The sequence below is a fragment of the Synechococcus sp. N32 genome, from assembly GCF_900473895.1.
Classification (GTDB): Bacteria; Cyanobacteriota; Cyanobacteriia; order PCC-6307; family Cyanobiaceae; genus Parasynechococcus.
The window spans coordinates 410626-432675 of sequence record NZ_UCND01000015.1 but is presented as its reverse complement, the minus strand read 5'-3'; the positions used below and the strand labels follow the sequence as shown (position 1 = coordinate 432675).

Annotated in this window: 21 protein-coding genes; 14 read left to right on the top strand and 7 right to left on the bottom strand. The window is 60.0% G+C overall.

Annotated features, from left to right (window positions below; genetic code table 11):
• Positions 1–60 precede the first annotated feature (60 nt).
• From DXY35_RS10850 to DXY35_RS10840, 3 genes are all read left to right on the top strand, one after another.
• A complete protein-coding gene (locus tag DXY35_RS10850; protein ID WP_115082292.1) occupies positions 61–975 on the top strand; it encodes a branched-chain amino acid transaminase in 915 nt (304 codons plus the stop codon).
• Positions 976–1038: 63 nt separating this feature from the next.
• The gene (gene metH / locus DXY35_RS10845; protein WP_115082291.1) at positions 1039–4665 is read left to right on the top strand and encodes a methionine synthase; all 3627 of its coding nucleotides are present in this window, start codon (positions 1039–1041) and stop codon (positions 4663–4665) included.
• A gap of 47 nt (positions 4666–4712) precedes the next feature.
• Entirely contained in the window at positions 4713–4985 is a 273-nt protein-coding gene (locus tag DXY35_RS10840; protein ID WP_114989215.1) for a DUF4090 family protein, read from the top strand.
• 34 nt (positions 4986–5019) lie between these two features.
• Here the strand turns inward: DXY35_RS10840 and DXY35_RS10835 are convergent, their stop codons facing one another.
• Positions 5020–5250, bottom strand: coding sequence for a hypothetical protein (locus DXY35_RS10835; protein ID WP_006851429.1), 231 nt, complete (start codon positions 5248–5250; stop codon positions 5020–5022).
• Positions 5251–5361: 111 nt separating this feature from the next.
• On the opposite strand from DXY35_RS10835, the gene DXY35_RS10830 reads away from it, so the two are divergent.
• Complete coding sequence (locus DXY35_RS10830) at positions 5362–5757, top strand: DUF2237 family protein (protein ID WP_115082290.1); 396 nt, start codon at positions 5362–5364, stop codon at positions 5755–5757.
• Here DXY35_RS10830 and DXY35_RS10825 read toward each other — a convergent pair.
• Positions 5739–6467: an SDR family NAD(P)-dependent oxidoreductase gene (locus DXY35_RS10825; protein ID WP_115082289.1), complete on the bottom strand. Its 729-nt coding sequence runs from the start codon at positions 6465–6467 to the stop codon at positions 5739–5741. The genes DXY35_RS10830 and DXY35_RS10825 overlap by 19 nt on opposite strands.
• A 54-nt stretch (positions 6468–6521) precedes the next feature.
• On the opposite strand from DXY35_RS10825, the gene DXY35_RS10820 reads away from it, so the two are divergent.
• The 4 genes from DXY35_RS10820 to DXY35_RS10805 all read left to right on the top strand — a co-directional run bounded on the left by DXY35_RS10820 (position 6522) and on the right by DXY35_RS10805 (position 8942).
• Positions 6522–7421 (top strand): SpoIID/LytB domain-containing protein, encoded by a 900-nt coding sequence (locus DXY35_RS10820; protein ID WP_244273116.1) that lies wholly within the window; start codon positions 6522–6524, stop codon positions 7419–7421.
• Positions 7411–8256 (top strand): DUF4922 domain-containing protein, encoded by an 846-nt coding sequence (locus DXY35_RS10815; protein WP_170950606.1) that lies wholly within the window; start codon positions 7411–7413, stop codon positions 8254–8256. The genes DXY35_RS10820 and DXY35_RS10815 overlap by 11 nt, the downstream gene beginning before the upstream one ends.
• Before the next feature lie 75 nt (positions 8257–8331).
• Complete coding sequence (locus DXY35_RS10810; RefSeq protein ID WP_170950605.1) at positions 8332–8826, top strand: sigma factor; 495 nt, start codon at positions 8332–8334, stop codon at positions 8824–8826.
• A complete protein-coding gene (locus DXY35_RS10805; protein ID WP_115082286.1) occupies positions 8805–8942 on the top strand; it encodes a sigma factor-like helix-turn-helix DNA-binding protein in 138 nt (45 codons plus the stop codon). The genes DXY35_RS10810 and DXY35_RS10805 overlap by 22 nt, the downstream gene beginning before the upstream one ends.
• On the opposite strand, the gene DXY35_RS10800 is transcribed toward DXY35_RS10805, so the two are convergent.
• Positions 8939–9151 carry a hypothetical protein gene (locus tag DXY35_RS10800; protein ID WP_115082285.1) on the bottom strand — a complete coding sequence of 71 codons (213 nt, stop codon included), beginning with the start codon at positions 9149–9151 and terminating at the stop codon, positions 8939–8941. The two genes, DXY35_RS10805 and DXY35_RS10800, sit on opposite strands and share 4 nt — an antisense overlap.
• Positions 9152–9266: 115 nt before the next feature.
• Here DXY35_RS10800 and DXY35_RS10795 point away from each other — a divergent pair, with 115 nt between their 5' ends.
• Positions 9267–10808: a DUF3370 family protein gene (locus DXY35_RS10795; protein WP_115082284.1), complete on the top strand. Its 1542-nt coding sequence runs from the start codon at positions 9267–9269 to the stop codon at positions 10806–10808.
• Positions 10809–10886: 78 nt separating this feature from the next.
• Positions 10887–11834, top strand: a complete 948-nt coding sequence (locus tag DXY35_RS10790) for a molecular chaperone DnaJ (RefSeq protein WP_170950603.1) — start codon at positions 10887–10889, stop codon at positions 11832–11834.
• 32 nt (positions 11835–11866) lie between these two features.
• Here the strand turns inward: DXY35_RS10790 and DXY35_RS10785 are convergent, their stop codons facing one another.
• Positions 11867–12430, bottom strand: a complete 564-nt coding sequence (locus tag DXY35_RS10785; RefSeq protein WP_115082282.1) for a YqhA family protein — start codon at positions 12428–12430, stop codon at positions 11867–11869.
• Between the two features lie 756 nt (positions 12431–13186).
• Positions 13187–13681, bottom strand: a complete 495-nt coding sequence (locus DXY35_RS10780; protein ID WP_114989152.1) for an allophycocyanin subunit alpha-B — start codon at positions 13679–13681, stop codon at positions 13187–13189.
• A gap of 100 nt (positions 13682–13781) precedes the next feature.
• Between DXY35_RS10780 and rlmD the strand changes: the two genes are divergently transcribed.
• Positions 13782–15179 (top strand): 23S rRNA (uracil(1939)-C(5))-methyltransferase RlmD, encoded by a 1398-nt coding sequence (rlmD, locus tag DXY35_RS10775; RefSeq protein WP_115082496.1) that lies wholly within the window; start codon positions 13782–13784, stop codon positions 15177–15179.
• Here rlmD and pheT read toward each other — a convergent pair.
• The gene (gene pheT / locus DXY35_RS10770; protein ID WP_115082281.1) at positions 15169–17592 is read right to left on the bottom strand and encodes a phenylalanine--tRNA ligase subunit beta; all 2424 of its coding nucleotides are present in this window, start codon (positions 17590–17592) and stop codon (positions 15169–15171) included. The genes rlmD and pheT overlap by 11 nt on opposite strands.
• Positions 17593–17719: 127 nt before the next feature.
• On the opposite strand from pheT, the gene rpmG reads away from it, so the two are divergent.
• The 3 genes from rpmG to DXY35_RS10755 are packed head-to-tail and all read left to right on the top strand — an operon-like array spanning position 17720 to position 20215.
• Positions 17720–17914 (top strand): 50S ribosomal protein L33, encoded by a 195-nt coding sequence (gene rpmG / locus DXY35_RS10765; protein WP_006851071.1) that lies wholly within the window; start codon positions 17720–17722, stop codon positions 17912–17914.
• Between the two features lie 38 nt (positions 17915–17952).
• Positions 17953–18174, top strand: a complete 222-nt coding sequence (gene rpsR / locus DXY35_RS10760; protein ID WP_006041316.1) for a 30S ribosomal protein S18 — start codon at positions 17953–17955, stop codon at positions 18172–18174.
• 10 nt (positions 18175–18184) lie between these two features.
• Positions 18185–20215 carry a ribonuclease catalytic domain-containing protein gene (locus DXY35_RS10755; protein WP_115082280.1) on the top strand — a complete coding sequence of 677 codons (2031 nt, stop codon included), beginning with the start codon at positions 18185–18187 and terminating at the stop codon, positions 20213–20215.
• Here the strand turns inward: DXY35_RS10755 and DXY35_RS10750 are convergent.
• Positions 20203–21990 (bottom strand): FAD-dependent oxidoreductase, encoded by a 1788-nt coding sequence (locus tag DXY35_RS10750; RefSeq protein WP_115082279.1) that lies wholly within the window; start codon positions 21988–21990, stop codon positions 20203–20205. The two genes, DXY35_RS10755 and DXY35_RS10750, sit on opposite strands and share 13 nt — an antisense overlap.
• Positions 21991–22050 lie beyond the last annotated feature (60 nt).

Here is a 22050-nt window from a genome sequence, read left to right as displayed (position 1 = left end):
CATTCTCCGTGTCGCGGTGCGCGGTGGTGAGAAGATTCAGCGATCGGATCCATCACGGTGATGCATCAGTTCCTGCCCTATGCCTGGTTCCAGGGCCAGTGCGTCCCCTTCGAGGAGGCCAGGATCTCCATTGCCACCCATGCCTTGCACTACGGCACCGGTGCCTTCGGCGGCATGCGCGCAATTCCCGATCCTCAGAACAGCAACACCATGCTGCTGTTTCGTGCTGATCGGCACGCCCGGCGTCTCAGCCAGAGCGCCCGGTTGCTGCTCACGGATCTGAGTGAGGACACGATACTCTCGGCGCTCACGGCGATGCTGCAGGCCAACAAGCCTGATCAGCCGATCTATCTGCGGCCCTTTGTGTACACCAGCGATCTGGGCATCGCCCCGCGCCTGCACAACATCGAGACCGACTTCCTGATTTACGGACTCCCCCTGGGGGATTACCTGTCTCCGGAGGGGGTGAGCTGCAGGATCAGCAGCTGGACCCGCCAGGAGGACCGCTCCCTGCCGCTGCGCGGCAAGATCTCCGGCGCCTACATCACCAGTTCCCTGGCCAAGACGGAAGCCGTGCAGAGTGGTTTCGACGAAGCCTTGCTGTTGAACAGTCGCGGCAAGATCAGTGAAGCCAGCGGCATGAACCTGTTCCTGGTACGTGATGGCCAACTGATCACGCCTGGAGTTGATCAGGACATCCTTGAGGGCATCACCCGCGCCAGCGTGATTGAGCTGGCCAAAGCGATGGACATCCCTGTGATTGAACGTCCGGTGGACAAAACCGAGTTGTTCATCGCCGATGAAGTGTTCCTGTCCGGCACGGCCGCCAAGGTGACGCCGATCCGTCAGATCGAATCAACGGTGCTGAACGCCAAGCGTCCTGTGATGGATGCCCTGAAGGCCAAGCTCGTGGCAATCACCGAAGGACGGGATCCCGCCTATAAGCACTGGGTGACCCGTATTCCGATCTCCTAAATCAACAGCCTGAAGTTCGCCCTGAGCTTTTCTTAAGATCGGAGCTTCCCCAAGGGTGCATGGATGGTGGTGACGCAGGCAGATCGGCAAGCCACCACCTCTGCATTCCTTGAGTACCTGCATGGGCCACAGCGTCCTGTGCTCGTGTTCGACGGTGCCACTGGAACCAGCCTTCAGGGGCTTGGGCTTACGGCGGATGATTTCGGTGGTCCGGACCTGGAGGGTTGCAACGAGAACCTGGCGGTCACCAAACCGGATGCAGTCAAGGCAGTGCATCGCCAGTTCCTCGAGGTGGGCTGCGATGTCATCGAAACCGATACCTTCGGCGCTGCATCGATTGTGCTGGCGGAATACGGCCTGGAAGACAAGGCCTTTGAGCTGAACAAGCGGGCAGCCGAGCTGGCCAGGGAAATGGCTGATGAATTCAGCACCCCTGAGAAGCCACGTTTCGTGGCGGGCTCCATGGGGCCCACCACCAAGCTGCCCACCCTTGGCCACATCGATTTCGACACGATGCGGGATTCGTTCCGCGATCAGGCTGAGGGACTGATCGCCGGCAACGTCGACCTGTTCATCGTCGAGACCTGTCAGGACGTGCTGCAGATCAAGGCAGCACTCCAGGGCATCGAAGAGGCCTTTGCCGCCACCGGTGAGCGGCGGGCCCTGATGGTCTCCGTCACGATGGAAACCACGGGCACCATGCTCGTCGGCACCGATATCGCCGCTGTGGTGTCCATCCTTGAGCCATTCCCGATCGACATCCTCGGCCTGAACTGCGCCACCGGTCCGGAGCAGATGAAGGAGCACATTCGCTACCTCTCTGAGCATTCTCCCTTCACCGTCAGCTGCATTCCCAACGCCGGACTGCCGGAAAACGTTGGCGGGGTGGCCCATTACCGCCTCACGCCGGTGGAGCTGAAGATGCAGCTGATGCACTTCGTTGAAGACCTCGGCGTGCAGGTGATCGGTGGATGCTGCGGCACCACTCCCGCCCATATCGGCAGCCTTGCGGAACTGGCGCAGGAGCTCAAGCCGGCTGAACGCCCCTCCCGCTGGGATCGCGCCAGCGCGGAGGATGTGCGCCCCAGCCTCAATTACGAGCCCGCAGCCTCATCGATCTATGGCATCACGCCCTATCACCAGGACAACTCTTTCCTGATCATTGGTGAGCGGCTCAATGCCAGTGGCAGTCGCAAGGTGCGCGAACTTCTGGCGGAGGAAGACTGGGACGGGCTGGTGTCGGTGGCCCGCGGCCAGGTGAAGGAAAACGCCCACGTGCTCGACGTCAACGTCGACTACGTCGGTCGCGATGGCGAACGGGACATGCACGAGCTTGTCAGCCGTCTGGTCACCAACGTCAACCTGCCCCTGATGCTCGATTCCACCGAGTGGCAAAAGATGGAGGCGGGCCTGAAGGTGGCTGGGGGCAAATGCATTCTCAACTCCACCAACTACGAAGACGGTGACGAGCGCTTCTTCAAGGTTCTGGAGCTGGCACGTCGCTACGGCGCCGCTGTGGTGGTCGGCACGATCGATGAAGACGGGATGGCCAGAACAGCCGAGAAGAAGTTCGCCATCGCCCAGCGGGCCTATCGCGATGCCCTCGAGTTCGGCATCCCCGCCCACGAGATCTTCTACGACCCCCTGGCCCTTCCCATCTCCACTGGCATTGAGGAAGACCGGCTGAATGGTCGCGCCACCGTGGATGCCATCCGGATGATCCGGGAGAACCTCCCCGGCGTGCACGTGGTGCTCGGGGTCAGCAATGTGAGTTTCGGCCTGTCACCGGCGGCCCGGATCACCCTCAATTCGGTCTTCCTTCACGACTGCTGTGAAGCCGGCATGGATTCGGCCATCGTCAGCCCCGCCAAGATCCTCCCGCTGATCAAGATCAGCGATGACCACCAGAAGGTGTGTCGTGATCTGATCAATGACAACCGCCGTTTCGAGGACGGCATCTGCGTCTACGACCCGCTCACCGAACTCACCAAGCTGTTTGAGGGAGTGAGCACCAAGGAAGCCCGTGCTTCAGGCCCCTCGCTGGCGGATCTTCCGATTGAGGAACGGCTCAAGCAGCACATCATTGATGGTGAGCGCATCGGCCTGGAGCCCTCCCTGGATGAGGCGTTACAGACTTACCCCCCTCTGCAGATCATCAACACCTTCCTTCTGGACGGCATGAAGGTGGTGGGTGAATTGTTCGGCAGTGGCCAGATGCAGCTCCCCTTCGTGCTGCAAAGCGCCGAAACGATGAAATCCGCCGTGGCTCACCTCGAGCCGCATATGGAGAAAAGCGAGGGCGAGAGCACAAGCAAGGGCAAGTTCCTGATCGCCACGGTGAAGGGCGATGTCCACGACATCGGCAAGAACCTGGTGGACATCATCCTCACCAACAACGGTTATGAGGTGATCAATCTGGGCATCAAGCAGAGCTGTGAAGCCATCGTTGAGGCCCAACGTGAACATCAGGCCGATTGCATCGCCATGAGCGGTCTGCTGGTGAAGTCCACGGCCTTCATGAAGGACAACCTTCAGGCCTTCAACGATGCGGGCATTGATGTTCCTGTGATCCTCGGCGGTGCGGCACTGACCCCACGCTTCGTGCAGAAGGACTGCCGTGAGGTTTACGACGGCAAGGTGATCTACGGCCGTGATGCCTTCGCTGATCTGCGCTTCATGGATGCGTTGATGGATGCGAAGCGCAGCGACAACTGGACCAATACCAAGGGCTTTCTGGCTGATGCTCCCCAGGGGGTTGGTCTGGATGAAGAGTCGACAACCTCCGAGAGCGCTGAGGAGACATCCACCTCCGCATCGGATGCTCTGACTGCGGATCTGCCGCCGGTGAGCTCAGATCGATCCGACGCCGTCCCCGCTGAAACCGCACCGGTGCCGCCCTTCCTCGGCTCTGCGGTGATCACTGAGGCCGACATCGACATCGCCGAGGTCTTCCACTACCTCGATCGCAATGCCCTCTTCGCTGGCCAGTGGATGCTCCGCAAAACCAAGGAGCAGAGTCGGGACGACTACGAGGCGATGCTTCAGGAGAAGGCAGAGCCGGTGTTGCAGGAGTGGATGCAGCGCTGCATCAACGAGTCACTGTTGACCCCCCGGGCGGTGTACGGCTACTTCCCTGCGGGACGCGATGGCAATACCCTTCGGGTGTTCGATGCCGATGGCACGCTGGAACTCGGCTCTTTTGAGCTTCCCCGTCAACGGTCTGGCAACCGCTACTGCATTGCCGATTTCTTTAACGATCTGGACGCTGAGGGACGCCCAACCGACGTGCTACCGATGCAGGCCGTGACCATGGGCCAGAAGGCCTCTGTGGTGGCCCAGGAGCTGTTCAAGGGCGATCGCTACAGCGATTACCTGTACTTCCATGGCCTGGCGGTTCAGATGGCCGAAGCGATGGCCGAATGGGTGCACGCACGGATTCGCTCGGAACTCGGTTTCGCAGATCCAGCTGGGATGCCCCTGCGGGATGTGCTGGCGCAGCGGTACCGCGGCAGCCGTTACTCTTTCGGCTACCCCGCCTGCCCGAATGTGGCCGACTCCAGGCAGCAGCTGGACTGGCTCGGAGCTGAGCGGATCGGCTTGAGCATGGACGCCAGCGACCAGCTCGAACCGGAGCAGAGCACCACAGCATTGGTTGCGCTGCACTCCCAGGCCCGTTACTTCAGCGCCTGAGCCCTGAGGGGCGTCCCATAGCCTGAGGCGCCCTGTTTCTGTTCACCATGGCCATTGCAGGACCGGATGGTGTTGATGCCGCCATCAAAGCTGGTGTGGATCTTGATGGAAGTCCAATCCCTGAAGCGATGCTCGCCCTTTACAACCAGGTGATGGATCTGGAAAGTCAGCGCGCCCGCAGTGGTGTTCTGAAATCGATGCGCAACCGGGTGGTCAAGACCGGAGCCAAGCATTTCGACCAGGAAACGCTCAATCAAAGGCTCCTTGAGGCCGGATGGGACGGTCTGAAGGACAAGGAGATCGCTTTCTTCTACGGATGATCTCCTGCTGACGGAGAAGCACCCTCTGCCGGGCTCAGTCCTGGCAGAGCTTCTCCATCGTGTCGATCACCTCTTGCTGGAACGATTCCAGGGCACTGGACTCGCTCAGATCAAGGCCTTCGCCAGCGGCGTTCTGGGCCAGGTCCTGGAAATGAAAGGCTCCCTCTCCATTGGCAAGGAACTCGATCGCCGAGCTTTCACCGCTCTCGCGAAACGCATCGCAGAGCGCCAGAAAAGCAGCGTCTTCAGTGAACTCCCAATCCATCGAGTGGACATGACTGAATGACCTTTAACCCGCTCCCCCAGGGGTTCGTCAACCGTCTGAAGTCAAAATGTGCCAGTCCTTGGGCAGACTCCCCCTCAAACGAGCGCTCAGATGTCCAGCAGCAGCCCCGAATTTCCGCCGGCCAGGAACGTTCTTGGCGACCCACTGGAGAGTTGCAGTTGTGAACCAATGACGGGTTGGTATCGCAATGGTCTCTGCCAAACCGATCCATCAGATCTCGGCCAGCACAGCATCTGCTGCGTGATGACCGAGCAATTTCTCAGTTACAGCAAGGCCCAGGGCAATGACCTGAGCACACCGATGCCCGCGTTTCAGTTCCCGGGCTTGAAACCAGGGGATCACTGGTGCGTCTGTGCACCGCGCTGGAAACAGGCCTACGACGATGGCGTCGCACCGCTGGTGCGCTTGGAGGCCACGGAAGACACAGCCCTGACGGTTGTCAGCCTTGACCAGCTGAAGCAGCATGCTCACCAATCGATCGACTGACCGTCCCAGGCGAGAAAAGCTCCTGATTGTTCCGGGGTCTGTTGCACCAACACTTCAACCAACTGATGCGCAGCCCGTTCTGGAGTGAAAAGTTTGTCCGGAGCCACGAAGCTCTGGAACGGACGAGACAGGGCTGTGTCGGTCGTACCGGGATGCAACAGGCTCACGGTGGCCAGCGGCCAGCGGCGGGCCCATTCAATGCTCAGGCAGCGCAGCAGCTGGTTCTGAGCCGCCTTGGCCGCCCTGTAGCCGTACCACCCCCCAGTGCGGTTGTCGCCGATGCTTCCCACGCGAGCACTGAGGCTGGCGAAATGAAAGGGTTGATCCCTCTGCAGCAAGGGCTCGATCGCCTTGGCCAGCAGGATCGGTGCCATGGCGTTGATGCCGAATTGCTGCTCCAACTGAGATCGATCGATCTGTTGAAGACGTTTTTCCGGTTGAAGCCCAGGACCATGCAGACGGCCGCTGCAGTTGAACACCAAACGCAGGGGGAGCCCCTGGGCTCGCAGGCTTGAGCTCAGACCATCCAGATCACTGTCGTTTTGGAGGTCCAGTTGCAGTGAGGAGGCCGGAGGTCCATGACGTCCAGCGGTGAGCACCTTCAGATCAGGGCAGGTGCGCTTCAGTTCTGCTGCCACCGCCGCTCCGATGCCGCCGGGGCCAACCACCAGAGCCAAGCCAGCCCAAGTGGTCGGAGCTTCTTCGACCATGTGAACTTGCTGCGAAGAGAAGACCGTCTAGCGGAAATCAGGCATCATCGGCTGGTGGCTCTGACAGCAGTTCTGGTGCCGATGCGCTGTCATTTCTGGCTCCCGGCCGCGATCGGAAGTCTTTTTATGGCCGCTTTGATCGGCTGGTTGGCTCGGCCGCTCTCACAGCGGCCTGATCAGCTCAGATCAAGCTTGGCTGATCTGCTCGATCACGATTCAACCGTTGGTTCGAGTTTGGTTCCAAAGGTGCCGCCTGGTGCTGACCATGTGCCCCTGGAGATCCGCGTCGGTTTGGTCAGCCAGAGCCCTATCACCGCCTTCCGACCCGGACCCAACGTGCTCTGTCGCTACCAGCACGGCGATGTGATCCCTGCCCAAGAGCTGATGAAGAGGATCGCTTCCTCACCTCAGCATGAGATTCATTGCTCCGGTGGACCTGTTCAGATCAACCAGCAGCATTATCAAGGCGATGTATCACTGCTGAAAGGCCAAGGTGATTGGCTGCCGGTGGTCTCGCTTGATCTGGAGACCTACGTGGCCTCAGTGGTTGGCGCCGAAATGCCCAGCAGTTGGCATAGGGAAGCCCTCAAGGCGCAAGCCGTTGCAGCCCGCTCCTATGCGATGGCCCATCTCGCCCGACCGGCAACGACGGCGTATCACCTGGGGGATACAACCCGTTGGCAGGTATTTGCAGGGGAGCAAAGCACCACCCCGACCAGTCGTTCAGCAACACGGGAAACCCGCGGGATCATCCTGAGTTACAGCGGCGGCATTGTGGAAAGCCTTTATGCGTCAAATGCGCAGGTGATTGCTGAAGCCCATGGCCATCTCGGCGCCAGCATGAGTCAATCAGGGGCACAGAAACTTGCCCATCAGGGACTCCCCTTCAATGCCATTCTCGGCAGGTACTACGCAGGAGCCTCGCTGGCACGGTTGACATGGCATGACCAGTGAACTGCTTCGAACAGCGATGGAGGTCACGGTTGCATCGACCGTATCCGGAGCTCTTGTTCCGCTCGACACCTCATTGAGCCATCTTGTCGGGGAAAGAGGCTGTCGCTTTGAGTTGCGCCACCTCCTCAGCGCCACACCAAAACACCTTCGAGCATCGGGTCCAAAGCCAAATCCGTTTCTTCCCTGGGACCAACGTCTGGAGGTTGACCGGATCGGTGAATCCCACGTCGTAATCCTGAACAAATATCCCGTTCAGACCTCCCACATGTTGCTCATCACCCAGGACTGGCAACCCCAGACCGGTTGGTTATCCTTGGAGGATTGGCACTCCCTTGCCAGGATTGATGCCACGACGACGGGGCTGTGGTTCTTCAACAGCGGGCCTGATGCCGGCGCCAGTCAGCCCCATCGACATTTGCAGTTGTTACCGCGGTTAGAAGGGGAGCGGATCTGTGCACGGGACGATTGGTTCCGTTGCTGTGCGGCTGGCACAATCACGTCTGCTCAGGATCCTCTGTTGCGCAGTGCACGGGTCGCAGCGATCAGTTCAACCCTGACGGGTGAAATGCTTCAATCGTTGTATCTCGCCCTAGCTGAAGACCTCTATCTGGGGCACCCCAGCACCGATGAATGTCCTCGAGGGGCTTACAACCTGCTGATCACACGGCAGTGGATGGCCATGGTTCGCCGCAGCAGGGAGGGAATTCGCGGCTTCAGTGTCAACGCCCTCGGCTTCGCCGGATCCTTGTTGAGCACCGAAGTCTCCGATCGAGAGTGGATTCATCGTTCTGGACCGGAGGCCCTGCTTCAAGCTGTTGTTGACACGCAGGACTGAAAAGTTCGGTGATGGCACGGACGTCTTGACTTGCTTCTCTCTGCCAAAGCTGGAGATGCAACTCACAACCATCCATTGGACAAGACCTGTCTCAAGAGTCGAAACCGTGAAATTCAGGACAACCTGCATCTGGTTCAACCCATTGCCCGTCATTACGCCCAACAGACAGGCCTAGAAAGCGACGATCTCCTGCAAGTGGGATGTCTTGGCCTGATCAAGGCCTACAACCGCTACGACGGACAGTGGGGGGCTCCCTTTCCAAGCTTCGCCAAACCGCACATTCGGGGAGCGATTCTCCACTTCCTTCGCGACAGAGTCGGATTGATACGACTCCCCAGGGCCGTTGAAGAACGGGCCATGCAGATGATGCGCAGTTCGGAGGGCTCTGCTCTGAGCCCAGCCGATGCCCTCGTGGTTGACCACTACCGCAGCAAGCAGCCCTGGGTGGAATTCAACGACGAGGTTCTCGACGACACAGCGCAAGGGATGGATCTGGTCGAACGCTCAGAGGCCTGGAGCAGGGTGAACAAGCTCTATGTGCGCTGCAGATGGTCGTCATTGATGGGATGAGTCTGAGGCAGACAGCGCGACTGCTTGGGGTTTCAGCGATGACAGTTCAGAGGCGCGTGAAACGCGGCCTCAACACCATCGCGAAGCAGTTGAACGCCGCTCAGCCGGACGCCTAAGCATCGCGATCCATCTGTTCCTGAAGAGTTTTGATGGCGGCATTCAGGGCGGACAGCTGCCGTTCAGCACCATCACGCCAGAACCGCAGCATCGACAACTTCCGTTCCTGATGCTGGCGACGCAGGCTTGTGTGATCGGTGCTGGGGCTACAGCAGAACGGAGGAAGCATTTCAGCGTCGACGCTTAGCCCATGCTGACCGATTTTCATGCTTGGTGTGACTCATCAATCTGTTGGCTGTCTCAGAAGGTGGAACTACGGTGTGAATTGAGAGTATCCACATCGTGGTGTCGACGTTGCTCTGAGCACCACAACCGCAAGCCGCATGAGTCTCAGGCAAATTCCAATCTTGGTCTTGATCTGCGTCTCGCTTGCGGGTTTTGAGTGCGCGCCTCAGCGCAACGCTGAGGCCTACGTCGCGCTCATGGCAGGCCAAAAGGCACGACCTCTCAACGGCACCTTCAACAACGTTCCGGTTCTTCATTCCAATCAACCGGAAATCGTCACCGGGCCGGGAATCCTGGTGAACACGGTTGCGGGCTCAGCAATCGCTGCGGAGTCGAACCAGCCGCTTCGCAATGCCGCCCACACCTTCAACGGTGAGTTCGGCGTTCATATGCATCACAAGTACTACCCCAAAGACCAAGCCAAGTTGGGGGGCCGTCGATCCAGGGGCTTGATGACCCTGGCTCTGATCGCGACGAATCCCGGATCAAGCCCGATCACGCTCAATTTCGATCGAGGCTCCGTCAAAAACAGTTTTGAAGCGCCTTATCACCCGAATCGTTTGATGGGGGTCAAACCTCTTGGGAAGCGTCCTTGGAACACAGGACCTGGCGATGCCACCGCCGTTCAACTGCTGCGCGGTGAACTGGACCGGAAATTACCCGAACAAGTCGTGATTCCGGCAGGAGGGCAGAGGGTTGTTGTGCGCACTGTGCTCCCTGCCCGTGGCATTGCCAACGGGCTGCTGAGAGGACGCAGCAACGGTCCTTTCACGATGGCTGTCGTTGCCGCTGAGCAATCCGCACAGGATGCCGATCTGTTCGCAGTGCTGCAGTCGGGGCGACTGGCACCGGGAAGGATTTATCTCAACCGGATTCGCGAGATCCAGCTGGGTCGTGTTTTCTCCCGGGTGGCCGGCGTTGCACTGGGCGATGCCTACAAGGCTGAGATCAGCCATAACCTCAACCAGGGGCCACTGCACGTTCCCCTGACCAGCACGAAGCGGCATCACTTCGGCACGGGCGATGTTCAGGTCAATCCGTTGACCACACGGATGATTGATTCCGCTGTGAACAACGTTGGCACCTATGGGGTTCGCTACGACGTGACCCTCAATATTTCTGGTGCAGGGCCCCATCAACTTGTACTGAGTCACCCAGTCGTGTCGGGCAAGAAGACGTTCACAGCCTTCCGTGGATCGCTGCAGATTGTTCAGGATCGAACCCTGCAAGAGGTTCACGTGGGCATGCGCTCAGGGGAGAGCCTGGCTCTGGCTGATCTCAACCTGGTGCCTGGCACGCGCAAGGCGGTGAAGGTGAGCTTGGTTTATCCGGCTGATGCCACCCCAGGCCATCTCCTCAGTGTGGTTCCCGTTCACCAGTTGGCCATGCTTCATCGCCGCAAGGAACAACAGCGAGATGCCCAGGTCAAAATCGCGGACAGTAAATCCCGCATGGTGGGGCCGAAGACCGCTCCTCCGCCGCCTGAAGCCAAGCCTGTTGTTGTGAACCCTGCATCTGCGAGGCCAGCATCTGTGAGGCCGGCTCCTGTGATTCCTGCTGTGGTGCCTGTCGCCCGACCCGGTTACGGCGATGTGATTCGATCTCAGCAGCAGTGGTTGCTCCAGCTCCAGGGTCGATAACCTGCCCAAAGGTGGATTGAACTTTTGAGCGGCGAGGACTCAAAACGTCAACGCATCTCTGTGGAGATGTCAGAGCCCATGGTCGCGTTGATTGACCAGCTCAAGGGTGAATACGGAGCCCGTTCCCGGGGCCGGGTGCTCGAAATGCTCCTCCAGGATCTGCTCGACCCTGGGGATGCAGCATCGGATCCTGAGGTCGATCCTCTCAAGGACGATGCAGAACCAGAGGTCGCCACTGGGCCCGATGAGGTCACCAGTCTCGTTCTGATCTCAACGGGGAACCAACAGCAAGGGGGTGAAGACGCTCCACCCTCAGCCACTGGGCTTCCCTCTGGGGGTGGCTCCTCTGGCATCGACCTGCCGGGGTTCGTCAGCAAGCGCACCAGTCAGCTGAAAGCGACGCTTCGCTCTCCGCAGCAACGCGATTCCCCTCAGAACGACCCCCTTGTCTCAACGGTGGACCTCGCCGATCTAAGAGAGGCCAGTGCTGCCGCAGAAGAACACTGGAGGTCTCTCTATGGCCAACCACCGGGCCCAACAGTGATTGAAGCGGCCATGACCTGGCTGGCCCGAGATGTCTGGTCCAGCACCGATGCCAGTGATGGACGTCCATTCACGTGGTCGGCTGCGAATGCAGCCGTTGAGACACTCTGTGCCAGCTGGGAGTCAAGCGATCCATCGCTGGGTCGGGTGATGGTCGTGGCTGGCGCTCTTGAGGACCCCTTTGCCACGTCTTCGTTGGCGGAACGCATGCCGACCCTGATCCGCCGCTTTGTGAACCGTTTCCGCCGCAGCAGACAGGTCACCTCCTTTGAAACCCTTGAGTCGACCATGACGGTGCATGGGGCTCTCAAGCTGTTGGGTTTATCAACTCAAGCAGGGACTTCGGTCACTCTCAGCTCCATCCGGGAGGCTTACAAGCAACGGGCGCTTGAAGAACATCCTGATGCGGGTGGGTCCACCGATGCGATGCGCCGACTCAATGAGGCCTATCGGCTGCTGCGTGAGCTGTACAGAAACCGTTGACCGCTTATCTCTGCTGAGACGCAAGACAAGTCCTATCGCATGTCTTGACTGAGACGGCTGCGTTGTAAATCATGACCAGCTCCATGGCTTCGAACAATCAACCAAGCACTGGGGGCCAACATGCCCACGGAACCACACAGCCCCAATAGATCAGTGGCGTCGTTCACCTCGAAGCCGATGATCTTTTTGAACGCCGCAACAATCAGGCCCACAACAATCACATTGCACAGATTGTTCTTCAGGCTTTGGAGGCTGTTCACCGAGAGAATGTTGGTGTGCTGCTCTTCGCCACCCTCCAGGCCTGGATCAAGGTCTGAAATCACCAGTTCGTAGATGCCACAGCCAAAGATCAGCAGGGCGATGCCGATCACGAAGTAATCAACCCCTCCCACCATCTGGGCGATTGTTTTGGCCGCAATGCTCTTGGCCGTGAAGTGCAGGCGCATGATCACAAAGAAGGCGTTGAAGACCTCAACCGCACCAATGACGAAGCAGCCAACGCTTCCGAGCAGGCTCAGTACCACCGGAACGATGCTGATCAGCCGGAATTTCCAGATCAGGCGTTCAACCCGACGTTCAATCCATCGCGCCGCCATGGTCCATTCCGATAATGCGTTCGCAGCCTGATCAACAGAATCTCAGGTCTTGGATGCGACACGGTTCAGGACCCAATTAAAGTCTTATCTGCAACGAGCACTAATTCTCAAGATTCAAAAAATACTGGTTTTTATTTGCCGCGCAGCCGAGATTGTCGCAGCGCCTTTCCTTCTGCAAAAACCAATGTTTTTGATGGCTTTGCCTGTAGTCCACGGCCAGTCCAGAGGTGGACTGCTATCGGCAAAACCATTTGAAAGCCTGGGTTTTCAGACTTGCGTACCTGCTGTAGACACAGGTACGCAATAAAGGCTCACTATTTTGGACCTTGAAACCTCGAATCCGGGCCAGTGTCCGGCTGTTGATGCGGGGATCGCTCCACAGCATCAATCACGCATCTCCCATCATCATGAAGCCAGAGACAAGTATCAAGCGGCGCAGTATGGACTTGACATGAGTCTTGGTTGATGTCTCACCCGGGACGAATTGACATTACGAGGCCTCGGCCAAGGCTGTTCAAGAATGTCCACCTAGGGACTAGGCAGAGGCCTGACGCCCTCGAGCAGCTGATCGAATCATCGAGAGGATGCATTACACGACTTCAGCAGATGATTGGCAGAAAATAAAAAGCAGATTTTCATCTCTTAGGTCTCAACTGAGGCGCATTTCAGGTCTTGAAAACTGTCTCAGTTAAGACAAGTGGACAATAAAAAACCGGGCTCGAGGGCCCGGCTCTTTTGAAAACGTTCAACGTTGAATCAGGTGGACGTCTGCATGCCCTGAATCAAGAAGTCGAAATAAGGAGACGTGAGCTTCACCTGCTGTTCGGACAACAACGACAGTGACGCTTCCTTCATGCACTTCATGGCTTCAACCATTCCGGGCATCGGAACACCAAGGCTGTTGTACATCTCGCGAGCACCCACCAGGCCGATCTCCTGAATCATTTCGGTGCTGCCGGCCAGAACTCCGTAGGTGATCAGACGGAGGTACCAGCTGTAGTCGCGAAGGCACTGGGCCCGCTGGCGCTGACCGTATGCATTGCCGCCAGGGGCGACGTACTCAGGTTTGCGACCAAACAATTGCTTGGCCGATTCGTCGACGATCTTTTTTTCGTTCTCGGTCAGAACCTTGACCACAGAAACGCGCATGGCGCCTTGGTCGAGGAAATCCACCATGGTGCGGAGTTCTCCGCTGGTGGGATACCGCAGATCGTCATCGGCCTGGAGGATGAGATCCCGGACAACGCTCATGGAACTGGGCAGGCTTCGTGGAGTTTAGTGGTCTCGACCCGTTCACCTGACCCATCACCGCCCGGGTGTTACGCCATTGCAATGGCAGGGAATCGAGAGCATGACCAAAGTCGACAGCCCGAACAGCAGTGAACCGCGGCCCGGGCTCACAATCGAGCTCGAGGCTGTTGACCTGGATCGCGACGGCAAGGGTCTTGCCCGTTGGAACAACTGGGTGATCGTCGTTCCTGATCTCTTGCCGGGGGAGCGCGCCACGGTCCAGCTGCAGCAACGCCAGAAGTCGCGCTGGTTGAGCCGCCGGGTGGATCAGATCACGTTTTCCGCAGATCGGCGCCGCCCTCCCTGCATCCTTGCGGATGACTGCGGTGGTTGCACCTTGCAACGCCTGGATGACCCCGCCCAAACCCGTTGGAAAGCCCAGCAGATTCAACAGACCATGCAGCGCATCGGGGGGATTGACGTTGCCCCTGCGCCCACGCTTGTTGATGCCGAACGTTGCTTCGGTTACCGCAACAGGGCCTTGATCCCGCTGAAGCGAGACCAGAGCGGACGCTTGAAGGCCGGCTACTTCCGACCGAAGACCCACAAGATCGTCAACCTGAACCACTGCCCGGTGCTCGATCCGCGCCTGGACGCGTTGGTGGAGCCTCTCAAGCAGGACTTGGATGCAGGGGGGTGGCCGGCCGACCATGACCTGCTCGAAGCCCAGGGGTTGCGCCATCTCGGGCTTCGTCTGGCCAGTGCCACCGGAGACGTGTTGATCACGCTGATCAGCAGCCATGCGCAGCTTCGAGGCCTTGAGGCCCTCGCACAGAGCTGGGTGGAGCGTTGGCCCGTGGTGAAAGGGGTTTGCCTCAACCTTCAACCCAAGGCCAACAACCTGGTGCTCGGTCGCACCACCCATTGCCTCGCCGGTGTTCCCACCATTGAGGAACAGTTCTGCGGAATCAAGCTAGCCCTCAGCAGCACCACCTTTGTTCAGGTGAATACGCCGCAGGCGGAACGGATCGTTCAACGCCTCACAGACTGGCTTTTGACTCAGTGCGCCGGCGCACGGGTGGTTGACGCCTATTGCGGCGTCGGAACCATTGCCCTGCCCCTGGCCAAGGCCGGTTTTGATGTTCAAGGTCTGGAACTCAACCCCGACTCGGTGGAGCAGGCCCGGCTGAATGCCATGCACAACGGCCTTTCCTCCCGCTGTGCCTTTGATGCCGGCGATGTAGCCGACCTTCTCGCTGCTCAGCTGGACGACTGTCAGGCGCTGGTGTTGGATCCCCCGCGCCGGGGGCTCGATCGACGCGTGGTGGACAGCATCCTTGAGCGGCCACCTGCCGTGCTGGCTTACCTCAGCTGTGACCCCGCCACGCAAGCAAGGGATCTCAAAGCACTGCTCCCCCCATCAGGCCCCTACGAGCTGGAGATGCTCCAGCCCGTGGACTTCTTCCCCCAGACAACGCACCTCGAATCGTTGGCGCTGCTGAAACGGATCAGCTCCTGAGCTCAGCCTGAAACTGCTTGCTCAAAGCGGCACGCACCTTGTCGTGAACAGGCTGAATTTTGTCGTCTGTGAGGGTTTCGTTCTTGCCGCGGTAGCGCAGACGGAATGCCTGGCTCACTTTGTTGTCGCCCAGCTGTTCGCCCTCAAAGCGATCCACAAGTTCCACCTGCTCCAGAAGGGGTTTGCCCGCCTTGCGGATGGCTTGGATCAGATCAGCAGCTGCACTGGATCGGTCGACGATGACGGCAAGATCCCGCTCGCTGAAGGGCACGGTTGGGTAGGGCTTGAAGGCCGGCGTCCAGCGGTTGCTGCGGGTAGCGGCATCCAGCAGTCGCGCAAGGTCGAGTTCGAACAGATACGTGGCTTCTGGGAGATCCAGCTCCTCAGCCATGGCTGGATGAAGCTGACCGAAACAACCCAAGGGGCGTCCTTCCAACACCAGGGTGGCGGCACGACCCGGATGCAGTCGTGCGTCGTCCGTGAGGCGACGGTCAGACAGCTCCAGCTGCAAGGCCTCCATCACCCTGGTGAGAACGCCACGGGCCTGGAAATAGTCGGGCGCCTGCGGCTTGCCGCTGGTGGCCCAGGTGGAGAGGCGTCGATCTCCGCAGATCACGCCACCCAAAATGCCGGTCTGGCTGACGGCTTCCGGTGAACCGCTGTAAGTGTTGCCGATCTCGAAAACAGAGCAACCGCGCTGTGATGCCTTCAGATTGCGAACACAGATCTGCAGGTGCTCTTCCCAGAGGTTCGTGCGCAGATGGCTTGTATCGGCCAACAACGGATTGCTGATGGCGATGCGCTGTTCCTGCTCCGAAGCCGGGACGAGGGACAGGGTGGTGACCTCCTGCAACCCTGTGGAACAGAACAGCTGCCGCAGGCGCCGTTCCGCCTGCTGGCGCGGGGTGAGGGCACCGGGCTCCAGCGGATCCGGCAGGTGAGCCTCAAACCGATCGAAGCCCACAAGACGCGCCACCTCCTCGATCAGATCAACTTCACGCTGAAGGTCTTGCCGTCTTGAGGGCGGTGCAATCACCTGCCATCCCTGCTCATGGGCTGAGAGCTGGCAACCGAGGGCTGTCAGGCAGGTTTCGATGCTGGTGTCATCGAGATTCTCCGGGCCATCGGCAGCATCGAGGGGGCCAAGCAGTTGATGGAGGGCACTGCGCCTCAACAGCACCGGTTCCGCTTCTGCGGGACCGTTACCGCCCACCCAACGGCCGCTCTCAGAGCAGGAAAACTCCTGACTCAACAAGGCCGAGGCACGGGCCGAACAGGGCAGGGTCATTTCCACAGGCAACCCTTTTTCGAAACGGCTGCTGGCATCCGTGCGCAAGCCCAGGGATCGGGCCGACTGACGAACCCGCGGCGGAGCAAACAGAGCGGATTCGAGCCAAATGTTCCGGGTACCGGCAGTCACCCCACTCTCGAGACTCCCCATCACACCAGCAACGGCGACAGGCCGGTCATGGCAGGTGACGACCTGCACACGGCTGTCGAGGGTGCGCTTCTGGTCATCCAGACCCACGAAAATTTCCCCATCGCGAGCGGAACGGACGGCAAAACTCTTGGCGTCTACCGGTTGCCCGGTCAGTCGTTCCAGCGCATCGGCATCAAAGGCGTGGAGGGGCTGCCCCTGCTCCAGCATCACCAGATTGGTGACGTCAACCACCGCATTGACGCTGTTCACGCCACCACGCTCAAGGCGCTGCTGCAACCAGGTGGGTGAGGGCTTGGAGCCGTCCACACCCTCGATCCTGGTGATCGAGTAGAAGCAGCCATCCAGTTCTGCGTTCAGCGGAGTGGTGCTGGGATCCAGATCCAGTTCGGGCAGGCTCAAACTGCCACCGGTTAGGGCCGCCACCTCGCGGGCAATACCCACCATCGAGAGGCCGTCGGGGCGATTAGCGGTGATGGCCAGCTCCAGAACGGTGTCGTCGAGTCCCAGCAGGGGCGCCACGGGCGTCCCGTTGGCCGGCAGCGACTCTCCAAGCTCATCCAGGATGGCGATGCCGTCGGACTGCTCCGTCAGGCCCAGCTCCGTCAGGGAGCAGATCATTCCGTTGCTGGCCACACCCCGCAATTCACCGGCTTTGATCGTCAAGCCAACGGCGGGGAGGGTGGCTCCGACCATGGCCACCGGAACATGGATCCCTGCACGCACGTTGCTGGCACCACACACGATCTGGATGGGGTCCTGAGCTCCCACATCCACCGTGCAGACGCTGAGCTTGTCGGCATTGGGGTGTTTCTCCCGTTCCAGCACATGGCCAACCACCACGCCCTGGGCCCGGGCGCTGAGGTCATCAACGTCGTCCACCTCAAAGCCCGCCATCGAGAGGCGCTCGGAGAGATCGTCCACGGACTCATTCACCTGGACCAGCTGCTTCAGCCAGGAGATGGATACCCGCATCGGATCTAAGCCAGACAGCGCGCGATCTTAGGAAGTCCCCTCTGGGTGAGCTGCTCTGAACCTGTCGGGTCAGGGGGTAAGCTCGATGTTTGTCAATTCGCTTCGCACCTGCGGCGCAACGTCCTTTATGGCCAAGAACAAGGGCGTCCGGATCGTGATCACTCTCGAGTGCACCGAATGCCGGTCCAATCCCGCCAAGCGTTCACCCGGCGTGTCTCGCTACACGACGGAAAAGAACCGCCGGAACACCACCGAACGGCTGGAGATCAAAAAGTTCTGTCCCCACTGCAACAAGTCCACGCTCCACAAGGAGATCAAGTGACCTTGCAGGTCCGTCTTTCCTCCATCCGTTCCTGAGTCATGTCCAGCTCCTTCTTCAAGAAGCGTCTTTCGCCGATCAAGCCCGGTGATCCCATCGATTACAAGGATGTGGATCTTCTCAAGAAGTTCATCACCGAACGCGGCAAGATTCTTCCCCGTCGCCTCACCGGCCTCACCGCCAAGCAGCAGCGCGATCTCACCAACGCCGTCAAGCGTGCCCGCATCGTTGCCCTTCTGCCGTTTGTGAACCCCGAAGGTTGATCCTCGGGCGTTGAACAATTCAATCCAACCCGGAGACACCGTCGCGGTTGTTCTCAAGGGTTCTCCTCTCTTCGGCCGTCTTCTGTCCATCAAGGGCAGCAAGGCGGTTCTTTCTTTTGGTGGTCAACGTCGTGACCAGGGCCTGCCCCTGCGCGATCTGATTGCCATCGATCCCGAGCATCTGTTCGATGGCAGTGAACTACCTGCCCCTGAGCAGGTGCAGGACAGTGCTCCATCAGCGCGGGCCGTTGTGGAGGCCTGGCAGCTGTTGGAAACGGATCAACCGGGGGGATTGGCTCGGCTGAGCCTCTGCGAGCTGGGGGAGTTGGTGTTGACCCCGCTCAACCTCGCTGGTCTGGCAGCGCTGTGGACCTGGCTGCATGGAAACCAACAGTTGTTCCGCTGGCGTCGTGACCGTTTGATCCAGCCACTCTCCCGCGAAGAGAGGGCCAGCCTGCGCCGCCAACGCCGAGCTGAGCGGCAGGCGCAACAACATGAACAACGGCAGCTCGCATTGCTGCGGGCAGAGCGAAGCCTCAGCGACGCTGAACGCCTGGAGCTGGACCCGGTTTGGGACGAGCGCTTCAGCCACTGGATTCAGTTGCTGAAAGACAATCCCGTTGCGGTGGGTTCCGACCTAGATCTCCAGCAATGGTCGTCAGCGTTGGCGATTGGATCAGATGCCGCCGATCTTCGGCAGTGGTTGATCGTGCGTGGGCTGCTCGATCCCAATGAGCCCATTGGCCTGAGGGGCAGCGTCTGGTCCCGCTGTTTTCCCTCTGATCTGGTGGAGGAAGCGAATCGTCTTGTTGCTCTTTCGAATGAAGAGCGACCTGGGGATGAGCAACGCATCGACCTCACTCACCTGGCCACCTACAGCCTGGACGATGCGGGCACTCGAGAAATTGATGACGCGCTCTCGCTGGAGCGTCGTGATGGCGTCGGTTGGATCTGGATCCACATCGCTGATCCCAGCCGTCTGATCGACATTGACTCCCCCCTTGATCAGGAAGCCAGACGTCGAGCCACCAGTTTGTATCTGGCGGAGGGTGTGATGCCCATGCTGCCTCTGGAGCTGGCGGCCGGTCCCCTCAGTCTTCTGGCTGGACAGCGCTGTGCAGCCCTCAGTGTGGCCGTTCGCCTCGATGAGGATGGTGCTGTGGCGGAGCAACGGATTGCGCGCAGCTGGATCCGACCCCGCTATGGCCTCACCTACACCGATGGTGATGAGCTGATCGAGTTGGCACCCCCAGGGGATGAAGCCCTCTCGGATCTCTCGGGACTTCTGATGTTGCGCATGCGCTGGCGCCGTTCCAAAGGAGCCGTGATGTTTGACCGGCCTGAAGGACGCTTCCGCCGCAGCGATGGAGCCTTGACGCTGCAGGTGATTGACCCTTCACCCGCCCGCCTGATGGTGAGTGAAGCGATGCTGCTGATGGGAGCTGTTGTGGCCGGCTTTGGGCAAGAGCACAGCTTGCCGTTGCCCTTCCGCAGTCAGCCTGCGGCGGAGCTGCCCTCCAGCGATGAACTCGATCGAATCCCCGAGGGACCAGCCCGTGATGCGGCGATCAAGCGCTGCTTGAGCCGAGGCGTGCAGGGCACGCGAGCCATGCCCCATTTCAGCCTCGGGCTTGAGGCCTATGTGCAGGCAACCTCACCGATCCGACGCTACGCCGATCTCGTCGCCCACCGGCAGATCATTGCCCAGCTCTCGGCGCTTGCACCGATGGATGAAGAGCGTCTGCGGGAAGTGATCGATGACCTCGATGATCCATTGCGCCAATCCATTCAGATCAGCCGTGAGGATCAGCGCCACTGGCAGCAGGTGTGGTTCGCCGAGCATCAGAACACCGTTTGGTCGGCCGTGTTCCTGCGCTGGCTGCGCCCGCAGGATCGCTTGGCCCTGGTTCATGTGAGCGAGCTGGCCATGGATCTGGTCGGTTGTGTGTCTGCAGCAGACCCTGCTCCTGGTGATGCTCTTGAACTCAGGGTGGGGCGGGCTGACCCGGTACGCGGTGAGCTGCAGCTTCAGTTGGCTTGATTCAGAACCCCAGTGATCCGCACCCAGGGCCCCCAGGGATTCTTAATGCCGCGGAGGTTCAGGGTTCGGCCCGAATGATCCTCGTTGGATAGCCAGCGATGGATTGCCGGTTCCAGGGTGATCAGAGGCCAGATCCTCTCAGCGGTTTCCAAGTGGTAGCCCTCATGGAGGTTGCCGGTGAGCACGCCACTGAGGCCAACCTCATGGGGCTGATTTGGCGCCTGGTTCACGCCAGGGGGAAGCAGCATGCTGGCCCTTGGGCCTGAAAGGCGGCCCATGGCGTCCAGGTGTTCAGCCTGAGCCAAGCCCTGCTCCTGTGCCTTAACCCAGTGCGGATGCCAGAGCGGCCAGTCCCAGATCGGGAGAACTGCTGCAGGGGCCTGCGGCTCGTGGATCAGGGCTGACTGGATGGCCTCAACTTGCAGATCAGCAGGGTTACAGCCCTGACGAACCGCCATGGCCGCCGCCAGACCCGCCACCTGGCCCAGATTGAGGATCAAAGGCTGCAGGCGCGTGGCCCCATTGGCCATGTGGCTGACGCTGAAGCCTTTCTCGGCCATCACAAGGTTGGGGATTGAGTCTGTGATCAGGGCATCGAAGGGGATGCAGAAGGGCGTACCGCTCCAACGTCCTCCCCAACGAACACTTTTCGGGGCGAGGGGCCAGTCGTCGCCGGGGTAGTGATGGTCATTGGCATAGGTGCCCACAGCGATGCTGGTGCAGCGTCCCTGGGCATCGATGGGGAGCGGTCCCCGCAAGGCTTGTGTGGAGATCGGCAAGAGGTCGCGTTCCGTGACCGTTGTGCGACCCATCAGCCGCCGGCTTTCTCGCCAGTACGGCATCAACGCCAGGCTGGGATCGGCTCCCGGGAAGGCGTTACCGGCAGTGATCCAACCACCGCTGCATTCCTCCAGGGCCGCCAGGAAATCCTTGCTGTGCCATTGCATCTCCTGGGCCAGCTCCGCACGAACCTCGCCATCAGCACTGAGGGCTCGATCGAGGCTGTGGTGCCAGTCGTTGCCCTCAAGGGGCCAATTGAGCATGACCAGGCCGCTTGGCAGACGGCCATAGGTGATGGTTTTCTCGAGGCCGAAGCTGGCGGTGCTCCGATCGAACGGAATCCGCGGGATCGCTGCGGCCTGGCGCGGAGCGAGTTCCCCATGCAATTGGCCCATCACCACCCAGGTGGGTGACTGAATCGGTTGCTCTTGAAAGAATGCGTCGCTCTCAAGCCGGGACTGCTCGGGGGCGCTGGGTTCATCCCAGATCTCCTTGGCTTCCCACCCCCAGCGGTAGGGGGCGGACGACAGGGCAAGCAGGTCACCCAGATCGCTGCCATCCACAAACACGTCGGCGGAAAAGATTTCGACGCCATTGGCGCTGTGGATCTCCACAGACTGGAGGCGACCCTGCTGGCCGTGAACCTGTTCCAGCCTGCAGTGGGGACGCCAGTCCAGCCTGGGCTCAGCCGCCACCCAGCGTTGCAGGATCCGTTCGGCTGTTTGCGGCCTGTATCCGAAACAACTCACCCAGTTGTGGTCGAGCCCGCTCGGCTCCTCCAACTCCAACTGCCGCAGAAAGGCGCCCCAGATTCCGGTTTGCCAACAGGTGAGTTCATGGCCATCCGGGGCACAGACTCCTGCTGAACTCACCATGCCCCCCAGCCAGGGGCCGGGGGTGAACAGTGTCGTGTCTGCTCCTGATCTTGCGCTCTGCAGTGCAGCAGCAACCCCGCCGCAGCCACCACCCCAGACCACCACGTCGCGGTGCGTCATGAGGAGGGCTGTTTGGCGTGGAGCGAGATGGGCATGCTCGTTAGAGTCTGTCGTCGCTGC

Coding starts and splice junctions, on each gene's coding strand:
- DXY35_RS10850 (WP_115082292.1), top strand. CDS start 61: ATGCATCAGTTCCTGCCCTATGCCTGGTTCCAGGGCCAGTGCGTCCCC.
- metH (WP_115082291.1), top strand. CDS start 1,039: ATGGTGGTGACGCAGGCAGATCGGCAAGCCACCACCTCTGCATTCCTT.
- DXY35_RS10840 (WP_114989215.1), top strand. CDS start 4,713: ATGGCCATTGCAGGACCGGATGGTGTTGATGCCGCCATCAAAGCTGGT.
- DXY35_RS10835 (WP_006851429.1), bottom strand. CDS start 5,250: ATGGATTGGGAGTTCACTGAAGACGCTGCTTTTCTGGCGCTCTGCGAT.
- DXY35_RS10830 (WP_115082290.1), top strand. CDS start 5,362: ATGTCCAGCAGCAGCCCCGAATTTCCGCCGGCCAGGAACGTTCTTGGC.
- DXY35_RS10825 (WP_115082289.1), bottom strand. CDS start 6,467: ATGGTCGAAGAAGCTCCGACCACTTGGGCTGGCTTGGCTCTGGTGGTT.
- DXY35_RS10815 (WP_170950606.1), top strand. CDS start 7,411: ATGACCAGTGAACTGCTTCGAACAGCGATGGAGGTCACGGTTGCATCG.
- DXY35_RS10805 (WP_115082286.1), top strand. CDS start 8,805: ATGGTCGTCATTGATGGGATGAGTCTGAGGCAGACAGCGCGACTGCTT.
- DXY35_RS10800 (WP_115082285.1), bottom strand. CDS start 9,151: ATGAAAATCGGTCAGCATGGGCTAAGCGTCGACGCTGAAATGCTTCCT.
- DXY35_RS10795 (WP_115082284.1), top strand. CDS start 9,267: ATGAGTCTCAGGCAAATTCCAATCTTGGTCTTGATCTGCGTCTCGCTT.
- DXY35_RS10790 (WP_170950603.1), top strand. CDS start 10,887: ATGGTCGCGTTGATTGACCAGCTCAAGGGTGAATACGGAGCCCGTTCC.
- DXY35_RS10785 (WP_115082282.1), bottom strand. CDS start 12,430: ATGGCGGCGCGATGGATTGAACGTCGGGTTGAACGCCTGATCTGGAAA.
- DXY35_RS10780 (WP_114989152.1), bottom strand. CDS start 13,681: ATGAGCGTTGTCCGGGATCTCATCCTCCAGGCCGATGACGATCTGCGG.
- rlmD (WP_115082496.1), top strand. CDS start 13,782: ATGACCAAAGTCGACAGCCCGAACAGCAGTGAACCGCGGCCCGGGCTC.
- pheT (WP_115082281.1), bottom strand. CDS start 17,592: ATGCGGGTATCCATCTCCTGGCTGAAGCAGCTGGTCCAGGTGAATGAG.
- rpmG (WP_006851071.1), top strand. CDS start 17,720: ATGGCCAAGAACAAGGGCGTCCGGATCGTGATCACTCTCGAGTGCACC.
- rpsR (WP_006041316.1), top strand. CDS start 17,953: ATGTCCAGCTCCTTCTTCAAGAAGCGTCTTTCGCCGATCAAGCCCGGT.
- DXY35_RS10750 (WP_115082279.1), bottom strand. CDS start 21,990: ATGACGCACCGCGACGTGGTGGTCTGGGGTGGTGGCTGCGGCGGGGTT.